We start from the raw sequence: 14121 nt of genomic DNA, 5'->3' as shown, positions 1-14121 counted from the left end.
CTCCGGGTTAGGCTTGGCCGAGAGGGAGAAATGACCATGGCTGGCCACTACGACAAGCGGGAAACCCGCGACCCGAGCGTGCGCGAAAAGGACCTGTTCAAACGCCTTCCCGCAGTGATCGCCACCGCCCTGAAGGCGCCCGGCTGGAAGCGCCACCTCGGCAAGATCGATCCGCGCGCCATCACCTCGCGCGCCGCGCTCGCCGAGCTGCCCGTCCAGCGCAAGTCCGAGCTGCCGGCCCTGCAGAAGGCGCATCCCCCGTTCGGCGGCTTCATGCCGGGCAAGGCCGGCACCTTCGGCCGGCTGTTCGTGTCGCCCGGCCCGATCTTCGAGCCCGAGCCGGTCGGCCACGACGTCTGGCGCATGGGCCGCGTCCTGGCGGCCGCCGGCTTCAGGCGCGGCGACATCGTGCTCAACACCTTCTCCTATCACCTGACGCCCGGCGGCTGGGCCTTCGATTCCGGCGCGCGCGCCGCCGGCTGCGCCGTCATTCCCGCCGGCCCCGGCAATACCGAGCAGCAGCTCGACCTGATCGAGGCCTACCGACCGGTCGCCTATACCGGCGTTCCCGATTTCCTGAAGATCCTGATCGACACCGCCAAGGCCAAGGGGCGCGACGTCTCCTCGATCACCAAGGCGCTCGTCTCGGGTGCCGCCTTTCCGCAATCGCTGCAGGCGGAAATCGCCGGCCACGGCATCAGCGCCTTCCAGGCCTATGCCGTCGCCGAATGCGGGCCCATCGCCTACGAGACCGAGGCGCGCGACGGCCTGGTGCTGAACGAGGACATCATCCTGGAAGTCGTGCGGCCCGGCACCGGCGATCCCGTGCGCGACGGCGAGGTCGGCGAGATCGTCGTGACCGTGCTCGACGTGCACCATCCGCTCATCCGCCTGGCGGTCGGCGACCTCACTGCCGTCATGCCTGGCGCCTCCGCCTGCGGCCGCACCAATACCCGCATCCGCGGCTGGCTCGGCCGCGCCGACCAGACCGCCAAGGTGAAGGGCATGTTCGTCCGTCCCGAGCAGGTGGCCGAGGTGGTGCGCCGTCATTCCGAGATCAGCCGCGCGCGCCTCGTGGTCGCCCGCAGCGGCGAGACCGACACGATGACGCTGCATGTCGAGACCCGCGCCAAGTCGGCCGAGTTCCTGGCCGAGGTCGGCGCCACCGTTCAGGCGGTGACCAAGCTGCGCGGCCAGGTCACCGCGGTCGCCCCGGGCAGCCTGCCCAATGACGGCAAGGTGATCGAGGACGTCAGGCCGGTCGGGTGACCGACGCGCGCCCGCCTCAGCGCAGCAGGGCGGCGTAGCGGTCGCGATAGGCGACGATCAGCATCGCGCTCAGCAGGGCGAGGATCGCGGCAACCGGCATGCCGCCGGGATTGAGCACGAGATGGAAGCCGATGATCACCGTGATGATCGGCAGCAGCAGGGCGAGACCGAAGGCCGGAGCGCGGTTGGTCAGCAGCAGCGCCGCGCCTACGAGATCGATCGTCTTCATCAACGGCCAGAAGAAGCCCGACGTCTTGAGCGCATGCTCGAAGGCCTCGCCCGCCGGCGAGGTCGGCGGGTTGATGTAGTTCGTCCCGGTGAAGACCAGAAGCAGGCCGTCGATCCCGCTGACCAGGAACAACAACCCGAGAAGAACACGTGGAATATCGACCAGAACGATCCGCATTTTTCAGCCCCACACTGCATCAGCGCCCATGCGCCGGTTAGCAATGCGAGGGCTTGCGGTCAATGAGACCGGAGCGACCACCGGTCGCGGCCGCGCGCCGCATGGGCCGAGACGTTGCGCCCTTCCCCGATGCGGCAATGTGCCTCCATTGCGGAACGAGGACGGTACCGATCACAACGATGCCGAGCCGCAAGCTCAATCAAGATGTCGGGCGCCGGGAAGGCCGCTCTGAACGGCCTGATCCCTTGTCACGGACCGGGGGCAATCCGGCCCATGTTCTGCTCGGCATGCAAGGCGATCGACGCCTGTTCGGTCTCGCGTGTCTGGCCTCGCGAGCCGCGCGGGTGCGCGCTGATCGATGAGGCGCAGCCCCCGGCACCGGCCGTTCACAGCCAGCCCATCAGCTCGCGCGCGACCAGATCCTCGATCACCTTCATGCCCAGGTCGCTGTCGTTCAGGCAGGGAATGTAGCTGAACTTCTCGCCGCCATTCTCTTCGAAGATGTGGCGGTTCTCGCCGTCGAGCTCCTCGAGCGTCTCCAGGCAGTCTGCGGAAAAGCCGGGGGCGATGATCGCCATCGACTTGACGCCCTGCTTGGCCAGCGACTCGACCGTCGCATCCGTATAGGGCTTGATCCACTCGTCCGGCCCGAAGCGCGACTGGAAGGTCATGGCCAGCTTGTCGGGTCCCATGCCGAGGGCGGCACCGAGCCGTGTCCAGGTTTCGTGGCAATGGCGGTAATAGGGATCGCCGGCATCGACATAGGCCTGCGGCACGCCGTGGAACGAGGCGAGGATCACCTCCGGCTCGTAGTCGAGGCTCGCAAGATGATTGCGCACCGAACGGGCGAGCGCGTCGATATAGACCGGCATGTCGTGATAGGGCGGCGCGATGCGCACCGTCGGCTGCCAGCGCATCTCCATGAGCGCGCGGAACAGCTGGTCGTTGGCGGTGGCGACCGTCGCCGCCGCATATTGCGGATAGAGCGAGACGGCGAGGATCCGGTCGCAGCCGGCGGCCAGCAGCCGCTCGACCGCCGGCTTGATCGCCGGGTTGCCGTAGCGCATGGCCCAGTCGACGATGATCCTGTCGCTGCGGCCGGCAAGCGCCGCACCGAGCTTTTCGGCCTGATTGCGCGTGATCGTCTTCAGGAAGCTCTCGTTCAGCTCCTTGTTCCAGATCGTTGCATAGTCCCGCCCCTTCTTCTGCGGCCGGGTCTGCAGGATGATCAGGTTGAGCAGCGGCCACCAGATCGCCCGCGGCGTCTCGATCACCCGCCGGTCCGACAGGAATTCCTTCAGATAGCGCCGCACCGACCAGTAGTCGGTGCCGTCGGGCGTACCGAGATTCATGATCAGAACCCCGATCTTGCCCTCCTTGGCCGGCTTGGGATCGGGGGGACGCGGCAGTTCGGGCATCGGCGGCTCGCGAGTTCGGGGACGACGGCTCGGATTTCGAAACGAGCCGCGTGATACGCCGGATTTGGAAAGGTTGAAAGCTGCAAGGCCGCTGCTCGGCCCGGCGGCCGGGCACCGGGCGCGAAACGCGCGCCGCCGCGGCGCGCCATCGCAGCGAAACCGGCCGCCGGCCATGCTAGCCTTGCGGCGGGACGGCGCAGGTGCGCACACCGGCCACCGTCCCATACGCGTTCCATCGGAGGCCTGTCATGGTTCCCTTCTCCGGCAGCGACATCGCCCTCGTCGCGCTTGTCGCCCTTGCCGTCCTCATCATCTTCTTCGGCGTGAAGACCGTGCCGCAAGGCTATCAATGGACGGTCGAGCGCTTCGGCCGCTATGTCCGCACGCTGCGGCCCGGCCTGTCGCTGATCATCCCCTTCGTCGACCGGATCGGCCACAAGGTGAACGTCATGGAGCAGGTCCTGGACGTGCCGAGCCAGGAGGTGATCACCAAGGACAATGCCAAGGTGACGGTCGATGGCATCGCCTTCTTCCAGTCGCTGGACGCGGCCAAGACCAGCTACGAAATCACCAATCTCAACCAGGCGCTGCTCAACCTCGCCATGACCAACATCCGCACGGTGATGGGCTCGATGGATCTCGATTCGCTCCTGTCCCATCGCGACGAGATCAACGAGCGGCTGCTGCGCGTCGTCGACCATGCCGCCTCCCCCTGGGGCGTCAAGGTCAACCGCATCGAGATCAAGGACATCGTGCCGCCGACCGATCTCGTCGCGGCCATGGCCCGCCAGATGAAGGCCGAGCGCGAGAAGCGCGCCATGGTGCTGGAGGCCGAGGGACACCGCCAGGCCGAGATCCTCAGGGCCGAGGGCGACAAGCAGGCGCAGATCCTGGAGGCCGAGGGCCGGCGCGAAGCCGCCTTCCGCGACGCCGAGGCGCGCGAGCGGCAGGCTGAGGCCGAAGCCAAGGCGACCGATGTCCTGTCGGCGGCGATCGCCAAGGGCAACGCCCTGTCGGTGAACTATTTCGTCGCCGAGAAATACCTCAAGGCGCTCGGCGCGCTGGCCCAGTCGCCCAACCAGAAGGTGCTGATCCTGCCGACCGAGACCACCCAGGTGCTCGGCTCGCTCGCCGGCATTGCCGAGATCGCCAAATCAGCCTTCGGCCCGGATGCGGCGCCGGCCGGCCGGCAGCCGCAGCGCGGCAGCGTGCCGCCCGCGGGAGGCTGAGGACAGCAGCCATGATCATCGACAGCTTTGCCGCGCTCGGCGCCTGGGGTTGGATCGCGCTCGCCGCGGTGCTGCTGGTGGCCGAGATCGTCGCACCCGGCTATTTCCTGGTCTGGCTCGGCGCCGCCGCGGCGGCGACCGGCCTGATCTTCCTCATCCTGCCCGGCGCCGGCTGGCAGTGGCAGACCGGCGTCTTCGCCGTGCTGGCGCTCGCCAGCGTCATCGGCTGGTTCCGCTTCGCCTGGAACCGCAAGGCCGAGGAGAGCGACCAGCCGCTGCTCAACCGGCGCCTCGAAAGCCTGGTCGGCCGCGAATTCGTCATCGACGAACCGATCCAGTCCGGCCGTGGCCGCCTGCGCGTCGGCGACAGCGTCTGGGCCGCGACGGGCCCGGACTGTCCGTCCGGCACCCGCGTGCGCGTCAGCGGCATCGAGGGCACCACGCTGGTGGTCGAGCCGGTCTGAGGCCTTCTCAGCTGCGCGGCGGCCAGGGGGTCTCCGCGACCGGCGTCAGCGGTCCCTTGCCGTCGGCGAACGAGACGAGATTGTCGACGACGAGCTGCGCCATGGCCCGGCGGGTATGGACCGAGGCCGAGCCGACATGCGGGAACAGCACGATATGGTCCATGGCGATCAGCTCGGCCGGGACCCGCGGCTCGTCCTCGAACACATCGAGCCCGGCCGACCTGATGGTCTTCGCCTTGAGCGCGGCGATCAGCGCCTGTTCGTCGACGACGGAGCCGCGGCCGACATTGATCAGCACGCCGTCCGGCCCCAGCGCCTCCAGCACCTCGGCATTGACGATCTTGTTGGTCGCCTCGCCGCCGGGCGCGACGATCAGCAGCACGTTGACGTCCTTGGCCATGCCGACAAGCGTCGGATAGTAGCGGTAGCCGACATCCTTCTGCTCCGAGCGGCCGTGATAGACGACGGGCACGCCGAAGGCGTCGAGCCGGCGGGCGATGGCCTTGCCGATCCGGCCGAGGCCGAGAATGCCGACCTTGCGGTCGCGCAGCGTGCCGGTCAGCGGATAGGGCTTGTCGAGCCAGCGGCCGGCGCGCAGATAGCGATCGGTCTGCGGCAGCTCGCGCACCGTGCACAGGAGCAGGCCGAGCGCGGTATCGGCGACCTCCTCGTTCAGAACGTCGGGCGTGTTGGTCACGACGATGCCGTGTTCGCCGGCCCAGACCGCGTCGACCGCGTCATAGCCGACGCCGAAACTGCCGACGATCTTGAGGTTGGGCAGCCGGCCCATCAGGGCCGCGTCGGTCGGCGAATGGTTGCCGGTGGCGATCGCCACGATCGACGGCGCCACCGCGCGCAGCATGGCCTCCTTGTCGGCGGCCTCCCACAGCTTGTGCACCGTGAAGCGCTGGGCGAGGCCCTCCTGAACCAGCGGCATCATCGGTCCGGTCATCAGGAGATCGGGCTTCGTCATGATCTGGCTCCCTTGGCGGCGAGCCCCTCCGCGAGGCCGCGCTCGATATCATCCGCGAACTTTCGAAGGGCCGGAAGCGCGACTGTGATCACACTTGATTTCGGAAATTCCAGCGTGCCACACTCCGGCCAACGCACGACCCCTTCAGTCCGGCCACACCGGACCGGATCACAGAGCCCAGGTCAAGGGGCCGAGACGCGGGGGCACCAGTCCATCCTGGGAGGAAGCATAGATGGCATCCGTCGACATCCGCGACGTGCGGAAGGCGTTCGGCTCGACGCAGATTCTGCATGGCGTCTCGGTGCCGATCGCAGATGGCGAATTCGTCGTGCTGGTGGGGCCGTCCGGCTGCGGCAAATCGACCTTGCTGCGCATGATCGCGGGCCTCGAAAACATCACCGGCGGCGAGATCGCGATCGGCGGACGCGTGGTCAACAACGTTCCTCCCAAGGAACGCGACATCGCCATGGTGTTCCAGAACTACGCGCTCTATCCGCACATGACGGTGGCCGACAACATGGGCTTCTCGCTGAAGCTTCGGAAAACCGTCCAGTCCGAGATCGACGTGAAGGTGAAACGGGCCGCCGAGATCCTCAATCTCGGCGCGCTGCTCGAGCGCTATCCGCGCCAGCTCTCCGGCGGCCAGCGCCAGCGCGTCGCCATGGGCCGGGCGATCGTCCGCGATCCGCAGGTCTTCCTGTTCGACGAGCCACTGTCCAATCTGGATGCCAAGCTCAGGGTGGCCATGCGCACCGAGATCAAGGAACTGCACCAGCGGCTGAAGACCACCACCGTCTACGTCACCCACGACCAGATCGAAGCCATGACCATGGGCGACAAGATCGTGGTCATGCATGACGGCGTCGTCGAGCAGATGGGCGCGCCGCTCGAGCTCTACGACAATCCGCGCAACATGTTCGTCGCCGGCTTCATCGGCTCGCCGGCCATGAACTTCCTGCGTGGGCGGATCGACGGCAAGGACTTCGTCCTCGACGGCGGCGAGCGCCTGCCGCTCGGCCGGCCGCCGGCGGGCCAGGACGGCAGGCCGGCGGTCTACGGCATCCGTCCGGAACATTTCGTCCTCGACAACGATGCCGGCGCCGATGCCGAAGTGACGGTGGTCGAGCCGACCGGCTCGGAAATTCAGGTGATGGCCAGGCTGAACGGCCAGGACGTCATCATGGTGTTCCGCGAGCGCCACGACTTCCGGCCGGGCGACATCGTCAAGGTCAGCACCGATCCGCGCGTGACCCATCTCTTCGACGCCGAGACCGGCAACAATCTCGGCCAGCACTGACCGGCCCGCCGGGGCCGCATCGCTTCAAGGGGGAACCCAACCCTTCGCTTCCACGCTTTGGCAAAGACCTGCGCAAGACGGGTCGCCGCAATCATCCAAGGGAGGACAGACCGACATGACCCGTATCGACCGCCGTACCCTCGTCAAGGGGACCGCCGCCGCCGGCATGCTCACCGCATCGGGCGCCACCGAATGGGCCAGGGCCTGGGCGCAGGCCTCGCCCTTCAAGCCCGAGCCGAACGCCCAGATCAGCCTGCTGCGCTGGCGCCGCTTCGTCGAGGCCGAGGACGCCCAGTTCAACAAGATGGTCGCCGCCTTCACGCAGGCCACCGGCGTCAAGGTGCAGGTCGCCAGCGAGAGCTTCGACGACGTCCAGCCGAAAGCGTCCGTCGCCGCCAATACCGGGGCCGGCCCCGACCTGTTCTGGGGCCTCTATTCGCTGCCGCACCTGTTCCCGCAGCGCTGCGTCGACGTCAGCGACGTCGCCGACTATCTCGGCAAGAAATATGGCGGCTGGGTGCCGCTCGCCGAGGCCTATGGCAAGCTCAACGGCAAGTGGATCTCGATCCCCGTCGCGGTCAACGGCGGCTACATCAACTACCGCATCTCCGCGGTCAAGGCCGCCGGCTTCAACGAGGTGCCCGGCGACAATGCCGGCTTCCTGGAGCTGTGCAAGGCGCTGAAGGCCAAGGGCACGCCGGCCGGCTTCCCGCTCGGCCGCGCCACCGGCGACGGCAATGCCTTCGCCCACTGGCTGCTCTGGTCGCACGGCGCCTACCAGGTCGACGACAAGGAGAAGATCACCATCAACTCGCCGGAGACGATGGCGGCGCTGCGCTATGCCAAGCAGCTCTACGAGACCTTCATCCCCGGCACCGCGGCCTGGAACGATGCCAGCAACAACCGCGCCTATCTGGCCGGCGAAATCGCCCTGACCGCCAACGGCATCTCGATCTACGCGGCGGCCAAGATCTCGCCCGACGCCAAGCAGCGCGAGATCGCCGCCGATACCGACCATGCCTTCTGGCCGGTCGGCCCGGTCGGCAAGCCGGCCGAGATCCAGCTCGCCTTCCCGATGCTGGCGATGAACTACACGCGCTATCCGAACGCCTGCAAGGCCTTCATGGCCTTCATCCTGGAGGCGGACCAGTTCAATCCCTGGCTCGAGGCGGCCAACGGCTACCTCACCCACATGCTCAACGCCTATGACAGCAACCCGGTCTGGACCACCGATCCGAAGACCCGGGTGTTCCGCGAGGCGGCCAAGCGCAGCCTGGTGGCCGGCGCGCGCGGACCGCTCAACGAGAAGGCGGCGACCGCGACCGCCGATTTCATCATCGTCGACCTGTTCGCCAATGTCTGCACGGGCAAGGAGACGGAGGCGAGCGCCATCCAGATCGCCGAGCGCCAGCTCCGCCGCATCTACCGCTGATGCCGCTGCGGGCGGCGGCGCGCGGCCGCCGCCTGCGTTCCGGCGGGGCGCGCCGCCCCGTCGCCGAGTGCCGGAGAGCCGCCATGACCGACACCGCCCTGAGCCCAAGCCCTGCGGGAGCCCATGACGTGACGTTGTGGGCGCGCCTCAGGACGAACCGCAACTGGCTCGGCTTCTGGTTCATGCTGCCGGCCATGGGCTTCCTCGTGTTCTTCCTGGTCTATCCGCTGGGCAAGGGCATCTGGATGAGCTTCACCGACATCCGCATCGGCCGCGGCGGCGCCTTTGTCGGCCTGGAAAACTACGAGTGGCTGCTCGACGACCGCGACTTCATCGGCGCGCTCATCTTCACCATCGTGTTCACGGTCATCGCCTCCGCGGTCAAATTCGCCGTCGGCCTCTATCTGGCGCTGCTGCTCAACAACAACCTGCCGTTCAAGGCGCTGATCCGCTCGGTCGTGCTGATCCCCTTCATCGTGCCGACCGTGCTCTCCGCAGTCGCCTTCTGGTGGATCTTCGACACCCAGTTCTCGGTGATCACCTGGGCCCTGGTGAAGGTCGGCCTGCTGCCCAAGGGCGGCGTCATCAACTGGCTCGGCGACCCATTCCTCGCCCAGTGCTCGGTGATCTTCGCCAATATCTGGCGCGGCATTCCCTTCGTCGCCATCACCCTGCTCGCCGGCCTGCAGACCGTGTCGCCCTCGCTCTACGAGGCGGCGACCCTCGACGGCGCGACCAAGTGGCAGAATTTCCGCTATGTCACCTATCCGCTGCTGACCCCGATCATCGCCGTGGTGATGACCTTCTCGGTGCTATTCACCTTCACCGATTTCCAGCTGATCTGGGCGATGACCCGCGGCGGGCCGGTCAATGCCACGCACCTGATGGCGACGCTGTCCTATCAGCGCGGCATTCTCGGCGGCAATCTCGGCGAGGGCGCGGCGATCGCCACCGCCATGGTGCCGTTCCTGCTCGCCACCATCATGATCTCCTGGTTCGGCCTGCAGCGGCGCAAATGGCAGCAGGGCGAAAGCAATGACTGACCGCCCGCCGAGCCCGCCTCCGTCCCCTCTTGCGCGCGCGAGGACCGCATGACCGCCACCAGCACCGCCCGCAGGCCCGACGCCGTCGCCGACGCCCATGAGGGCATGAGCTACCTGGAAAGCCTGCCGCGCAAGACCATCACGGTCTATGTGCCGCTCATCCTGATCATGATCGTGCTGCTGTTCCCGTTCTACTGGATGGTGATCACCTCGATCAAACCCGACCAGCAATTGCTCGACCTCAACAACGGCAATCCCCTGTGGGTGACCGAGCCGACGCTGCGCCACATCCACAAGCTCCTGTTCGAGTCCAACTATCCGACCTGGCTGTGGAACACGATGTTCGTGGCGATCTGCGCCACCGTGCTGTCGATCATGTCCTCGGTGCTGGCGGCCTACGCCATTTCGCGCATCCGCTTCCGCGGCGCCCAGACCGTCGGCGGCCTGATCTTCCTCGCCTATCTGGTGCCGCCTTCGATCCTGTTCATCCCGCTCTCGACCATCATTCACTATTACGGCCTGTTCGACTCGCCCTTCGCGCTGATCCTGACCTATCCGACCATCCTGATCCCGTTCTGCACCTGGCTCCTGATGGGCTATTTCAAGACCATCCCCTTCGAGCTCGAGGAATGCGCGCTGATCGACGGCGCGAGCCGCTGGCAGATCCTGACCAAGATCGTGCTGCCGCTGGCGGTGCCCGGCCTGATCTCGGCCTTCATCTTCGCCTTCACCCTGTGCTGGAACGAGTTCATCTACGCGCTCACCTTCATCTCCTCGAACTGGAACAAGACCGTGCCGACCGCGATCGTCTCGGAATTCGTCGACGGCGACGTGTTCCGCTGGGGTTCGCTGATGGCAGGCGCGCTGGTCGGCTCGCTGCCGCTCGTCATCCTCTATGCCTTCTTCGTCGAGCACTACGTGTCGGCCATGACCGGCGCGGTGAAGGAATAGGCCGATGGCGCGCATCGCCTTCATCGGCCTCGGCGCCATGGGCCGGCCCATGGCGGCGAACCTCGTCAAGGCCGGCCATGCCGTCGCCGGCTACGACGTCAACGCCGCCGCGCTCGACTGGCTGCGCGGGGCCGGCGGGACGCCCGCGCCGAGCGCCGCGCAGGCCGCCGAAGGTGCGGACGCGCTGGTGCTGATGGTGGTCAATGCCGACCAGGCCGAAACCGTCCTGTTCGAGGCGGGTGCGCTCGACGCCCTCGCGCCGCATGCCCTCGTCATCCTCTCGGCCACCTGTGCGCCGGCCCGTGCCGCGGCGATCGCCGACCAGGTGGCGGCGACGCAGCGCCGCTTCGTGGACGCCCCGGTATCCGGCGGCGTGGTCGGCGCCGAGGCGGGCGCGCTGACCATCATGGCCGCGGCGCCAAAGGCCGATTTCGCCGCCGCCGAGCCGATCCTCAGGCCGATGGGCTCACGGCTCTACCATGTCGGCCTGAAGCCCGGCGACGGCGCCATGGTGAAGACCATCAACCAGTTGCTCTGCGGCGTGCATATCGCCGCCGCCGCGGAGGCGCTGGCGCTCGGCGAGCGCGCCGGGCTCGACACCGCCATGCTGCTGGAGATCTTCGGCGCGAGCGCCGCCGGCAGCTGGATGCTGAACAATCGCGGCCCGCGCATGCTGATGGACGATCCGCCGGTCACCTCGGCGGTCGACATCTTCGTCAAGGATCTCGGCATCGTGCTCGATGCCGGCCGGTCCGCGCGGGCACCGCTGTTCCTGGCCGCCGCCGCGCACCAGCTCTTCCTCGCCGCCTCCGGCCTCGGGCTCGGCATGGCGGACGATGCCCTGGTCATCGAGGCCTATCGGGCACTGGCGCCGAAGGACGGGGGCTGAGGCGCGGGCCTCGAAGGACCATCGGCGCCGCGTCGCGAACCTTGACGCTGGCGGCCCGGTCTCACGCGTCGCCGTCGTCGTCCTCGTCGTCGCCGCCGACATGGTCGTGCGGCTGCAAGGTCTTCTCGATCCGGCGAAGCAATTTCCTGAGCCGCTTCACGTCCTTGCCGTCGAGATCGGCAAGCATCTCGTCCTCGGCGGCGAACCAGAGGTCGTCGAGCGCCTGGGCCTTGGCGCGGCCCGCCTCGGTGAGGCCGACGCGCACCAGGCGGCCGTCGCCGCCCTCGCTGGTCTTGCGCTCGACGAGGGCCTGGACGTGCAGGCGGCCGACCGTCTTGGACGCTGTCGGCGGCCTCACGCGCAGCGTCGCGGCGAGGTCACCCATCGTCATGTCGCCGGCATCGGCGAGAATCTTCAGCACCTGTTCCTGGCCGGGATAGAGGCCGAGCGCGGTCAGCTTGCGCGCCACCAGCGCGCGGTGGACGCGCGCGGCGTGCTGCACATGGGCCCCGATCGTCTTGCGATAAGGCTCTCGGACCGGCCTCTCGGCCTCCTTCGTGCGGGTCATGCCATCCCCCTGAAGCCTGACCGGCGCGCTGCTCCATGCCCCGCGCGGCCTCGTGACGTCGCCGAAGCGACCGGCGCATATTCCCCTTGCCAACGTGACAACATCGTGACCAAGCCAGCCGGCTCACAAGCTGGTCATCGCGCCGCGCACCCGGGCAAGGAACGCCGCGCGGCTTTCCGGCGTCGACCGGTTCATGTCGTAATGGGCGAGATAGCGCACCGCGCCGCGGCTGCGCGTGATGCCGCGCAGCGAGCGGGTGCAGAACTTGCGCGGCGGATTGCCGAGCAGGAAGGCCTTGAGGCGGGTGGCGCCGTAGCTCGTCACGACCGCCACCTTGCGGATGTTGGTGAGCATGCCGCGCGCCTTGCCGTCGACGAGGCCGAACGAGACGCCGGGCAGGAAGACCCGGTCGAAATAGCCTTTCAGCATGGCCGGCAGGCCGAAATTCCACACCGGAAAGACCAGCACGAGAGCCTCCGCGGCGCGCAGCCGCGCGACATGGGCCGCCACCGGGCGGGTGTTGCCGGCAAGGTCGTGATAGCCCGCGCGTTCGCTCCGGCTCAGCACCGGGTCGAAACCTTCCGCGTAGAGATCGCAGTCGTCGACCTCGTGGCCCGCCGCCGTGAGCGTCTCGACGACGGCCCGGTGCAGGGCGCCGACATAGCTCTCCGGATTGGGGTGGCAGTAGAGCACCAATATGCGCATCGTCACCTCGGATCCCGCCGGCACGGCCCATCATGGCCGCTGCCGGCACGGACCGTCATTCCGTGACGCCGGCCTCCGCCAGGCTTTTGAACAGGAAATGCTTGCCCGACCGGTAGTCGTAGGTCGGATCCTCCCAGGCGATCATCTTGCCGGGATTGAGCAGGCCCTTCGGGTCGGCCTCCTTCTTGAAGGCGAGCTGGGTTTCGTCGGTCTGCTTCATGCCGCCCTCTTCGAGCGTATAGCGGTGCGGATTGAACACCGGCACGCCCATGTCCTCGTGGATGCGGACGATCTCGTCGAGCCGCTCCTCGGTGGTGAAACGCACCATGGGCAGGCCGAAGCAGGTCACCTTGCCGTCGAACCGGACGAATTCCAGGTGGCCGATCACCTCGTCGCCGAACTGCGCCTCGAGCTTGGTGGCGAGCGCCACCTGGTCGGGGAACGGATGCAGCGTCTGCAGATAGGTGATGGACGGATCGATGCGCAGGGCCCTGAGCGTCGTGTGGTTCCAGGTCAGCTCGAAGCCCGGCGGCAGGCGCTTGCCCTCGTCCTCGTCGACCGTATCCGACCGGAACAGGAGCTCCGCGCCGGCGCGGCGCGAGAAGGCGAGCGTCGCATCGACGGCGAAATCGGCGATCATGGCGATCACCACGTGGCTGTCGCGCGGCAGATAGTCCTGATGGCGCAGGAAATAGGTGTTCGGCGCCGGCGCGGCGACCACGGAAATGTTCTTCTTGGCGATGCCGTCCTGCTCGCCGAGGCCGTTGGCGAAGGCGGCGGCCCGCTCGTAGCTGTCGAAGCCGAAGATGAGATCGACCCAGCCATAGGCGGGGCCGAGCGGCATCTCCACCTCGGTGATGATGCCGTTGGTGCCGTAGGCGTGGGCGACCTTGGCGAGATCGTCGCCGGCAAGTTCCAGCACGCGCGGCTCGGCCTCCATGGTGACCACCTTGAGGCGGATCACATTGCCGGCATCGCGCAGGCCGCCCCAGGTGATCGAGCCGACGCCGCCCGACCCGCCGGCGATGAAGCCGCCGACCGACGCGGTCGCATAGGTCGAGGGGTGCATGCGGATTTCCTGGGCCTGGCCGCGCGCCAGCTTGTCGATGTCGGCGATGACCGCGCCGGCTTCGGCGACGAACCGGCCGGGCTGCACGGCGATCACCGTGTTGAGGCCCGAGAGATCGAGCACGATGCCGCCCGACAGCGGCATGGCCTGGCCGTAATTGCCGGTGCCGGTGCCGCGCGGCGTGACGGGAATGCCGAGCTCGTAGGCGGCGGCGAGCGTGCGCACCACCTCCATCTCGTTCACCGGCGCGACGATGATGTCGCCGACGACATGGTCGAGCTGGCGCTTCAACGTCGGAGAATACCAGTAGAAGTCGCGGCTCTTCTGCTTGACGAGAGCCGGGTTCTCTTCCGTGCGGATGCCGCCGAGGCGGCTCTTCAGGCCCTGGAGGTCGTAGGTGCTCATGGG

Annotated in this window: 14 protein-coding genes; 8 read left to right on the top strand and 6 right to left on the bottom strand. The window is 67.7% G+C overall.

What is annotated here, in order from left to right; translation table 11 throughout:
• Positions 1-36: 36 nt before the first annotated feature.
• Positions 37-1269: a phenylacetate--CoA ligase family protein gene (locus OZ671_RS10765; protein ID WP_268860845.1), complete on the top strand. Its 1233-nt coding sequence runs from the start codon at positions 37-39 to the stop codon at positions 1267-1269.
• Between the two features lie 16 nt (positions 1270-1285).
• Here OZ671_RS10765 and OZ671_RS10760 read toward each other — a convergent pair whose 3' ends face one another.
• Positions 1286-1675: a hypothetical protein gene (locus tag OZ671_RS10760; RefSeq protein ID WP_268860756.1), complete on the bottom strand. Its 390-nt coding sequence runs from the start codon at positions 1673-1675 to the stop codon at positions 1286-1288.
• A 386-nt stretch (positions 1676-2061) separates the two neighbouring features.
• A complete protein-coding gene (gene hemH / locus OZ671_RS10755; protein WP_268860755.1) occupies positions 2062-3093 on the bottom strand; it encodes a ferrochelatase in 1032 nt (343 codons plus the stop codon).
• A 248-nt stretch (positions 3094-3341) separates the two neighbouring features.
• Here hemH and OZ671_RS10750 point away from each other — a divergent pair, with 248 nt between their 5' ends.
• Both OZ671_RS10750 and OZ671_RS10745 read left to right on the top strand, forming a co-directional pair.
• Entirely contained in the window at positions 3342-4322 is a 981-nt protein-coding gene (locus OZ671_RS10750) for an SPFH domain-containing protein (protein ID WP_268860754.1), read from the top strand.
• Between the two features lie 11 nt (positions 4323-4333).
• The gene (locus tag OZ671_RS10745; protein WP_268860753.1) at positions 4334-4786 is read left to right on the top strand and encodes an NfeD family protein; all 453 of its coding nucleotides are present in this window, start codon (positions 4334-4336) and stop codon (positions 4784-4786) included.
• A 7-nt stretch (positions 4787-4793) separates the two neighbouring features.
• On the opposite strand, the gene OZ671_RS10740 is transcribed toward OZ671_RS10745, so the two are convergent.
• Positions 4794-5759, bottom strand: coding sequence for a 2-hydroxyacid dehydrogenase (locus OZ671_RS10740; protein WP_268860752.1), 966 nt, complete (start codon positions 5757-5759; stop codon positions 4794-4796).
• Positions 5760-5991: 232 nt separating this feature from the next.
• Here OZ671_RS10740 and OZ671_RS10735 point away from each other — a divergent pair, with 232 nt between their 5' ends.
• The 5 genes from OZ671_RS10735 to OZ671_RS10715 all read left to right on the top strand — a co-directional run bounded on the left by OZ671_RS10735 (position 5992) and on the right by OZ671_RS10715 (position 11371).
• A complete protein-coding gene (locus OZ671_RS10735) occupies positions 5992-7056 on the top strand; it encodes an ABC transporter ATP-binding protein (protein ID WP_268860751.1) in 1065 nt (354 codons plus the stop codon).
• A 115-nt stretch (positions 7057-7171) separates the two neighbouring features.
• Positions 7172-8488, top strand: coding sequence for an ABC transporter substrate-binding protein (locus OZ671_RS10730; RefSeq protein WP_038303276.1), 1317 nt, complete (start codon positions 7172-7174; stop codon positions 8486-8488).
• Positions 8489-8571: 83 nt separating this feature from the next.
• Positions 8572-9531 (top strand): carbohydrate ABC transporter permease, encoded by a 960-nt coding sequence (locus OZ671_RS10725; RefSeq protein WP_268860750.1) that lies wholly within the window; start codon positions 8572-8574, stop codon positions 9529-9531.
• A 48-nt stretch (positions 9532-9579) separates the two neighbouring features.
• Positions 9580-10482: a carbohydrate ABC transporter permease gene (locus tag OZ671_RS10720; protein ID WP_268860749.1), complete on the top strand. Its 903-nt coding sequence runs from the start codon at positions 9580-9582 to the stop codon at positions 10480-10482.
• Positions 10483-10486: 4 nt separating this feature from the next.
• The gene (locus tag OZ671_RS10715) at positions 10487-11371 is read left to right on the top strand and encodes an NAD(P)-dependent oxidoreductase (RefSeq protein WP_268860748.1); all 885 of its coding nucleotides are present in this window, start codon (positions 10487-10489) and stop codon (positions 11369-11371) included.
• Positions 11372-11432: 61 nt separating this feature from the next.
• Here the strand turns inward: OZ671_RS10715 and OZ671_RS10710 are convergent, their stop codons facing one another.
• The 3 genes from OZ671_RS10710 to OZ671_RS10700 form a co-directional block, all read right to left on the bottom strand.
• Positions 11433-11939: a MarR family winged helix-turn-helix transcriptional regulator gene (locus OZ671_RS10710; protein WP_038303287.1), complete on the bottom strand. Its 507-nt coding sequence runs from the start codon at positions 11937-11939 to the stop codon at positions 11433-11435.
• Between the two features lie 123 nt (positions 11940-12062).
• Complete coding sequence (locus tag OZ671_RS10705; RefSeq protein WP_268860747.1) at positions 12063-12644, bottom strand: NAD(P)H-dependent oxidoreductase; 582 nt, start codon at positions 12642-12644, stop codon at positions 12063-12065.
• Positions 12645-12699: 55 nt separating this feature from the next.
• On the bottom strand, positions 12700-14118 hold the full coding sequence (locus tag OZ671_RS10700; RefSeq protein WP_268860746.1) for an FAD-binding oxidoreductase: 1419 nt from the start codon (positions 14116-14118) through the stop codon (positions 12700-12702).
• Between the last annotated feature and the right edge of the window lie 3 nt (positions 14119-14121).

This window comes from Phreatobacter sp. AB_2022a (assembly GCF_026847585.1).
Lineage (GTDB): Bacteria > Pseudomonadota > Alphaproteobacteria > Rhizobiales > Phreatobacteraceae > Phreatobacter.
The sequence above is the reverse complement of the archived record's forward strand: the minus strand, read 5'-3'. Positions and strand labels throughout refer to the sequence as shown.

Coding starts and splice junctions, on each gene's coding strand:
- OZ671_RS10765 (WP_268860845.1), top strand. CDS start 37: ATGGCTGGCCACTACGACAAGCGGGAAACCCGCGACCCGAGCGTGCGC.
- OZ671_RS10760 (WP_268860756.1), bottom strand. CDS start 1,675: ATGCGGATCGTTCTGGTCGATATTCCACGTGTTCTTCTCGGGTTGTTG.
- hemH (WP_268860755.1), bottom strand. CDS start 3,093: ATGCCCGAACTGCCGCGTCCCCCCGATCCCAAGCCGGCCAAGGAGGGC.
- OZ671_RS10750 (WP_268860754.1), top strand. CDS start 3,342: ATGGTTCCCTTCTCCGGCAGCGACATCGCCCTCGTCGCGCTTGTCGCC.
- OZ671_RS10745 (WP_268860753.1), top strand. CDS start 4,334: ATGATCATCGACAGCTTTGCCGCGCTCGGCGCCTGGGGTTGGATCGCG.
- OZ671_RS10740 (WP_268860752.1), bottom strand. CDS start 5,759: ATGACGAAGCCCGATCTCCTGATGACCGGACCGATGATGCCGCTGGTT.
- OZ671_RS10735 (WP_268860751.1), top strand. CDS start 5,992: ATGGCATCCGTCGACATCCGCGACGTGCGGAAGGCGTTCGGCTCGACG.
- OZ671_RS10730 (WP_038303276.1), top strand. CDS start 7,172: ATGACCCGTATCGACCGCCGTACCCTCGTCAAGGGGACCGCCGCCGCC.
- OZ671_RS10725 (WP_268860750.1), top strand. CDS start 8,572: ATGACCGACACCGCCCTGAGCCCAAGCCCTGCGGGAGCCCATGACGTG.
- OZ671_RS10720 (WP_268860749.1), top strand. CDS start 9,580: ATGACCGCCACCAGCACCGCCCGCAGGCCCGACGCCGTCGCCGACGCC.
- OZ671_RS10715 (WP_268860748.1), top strand. CDS start 10,487: ATGGCGCGCATCGCCTTCATCGGCCTCGGCGCCATGGGCCGGCCCATG.
- OZ671_RS10710 (WP_038303287.1), bottom strand. CDS start 11,939: ATGACCCGCACGAAGGAGGCCGAGAGGCCGGTCCGAGAGCCTTATCGC.
- OZ671_RS10705 (WP_268860747.1), bottom strand. CDS start 12,644: ATGCGCATATTGGTGCTCTACTGCCACCCCAATCCGGAGAGCTATGTC.
- OZ671_RS10700 (WP_268860746.1), bottom strand. CDS start 14,118: ATGAGCACCTACGACCTCCAGGGCCTGAAGAGCCGCCTCGGCGGCATC.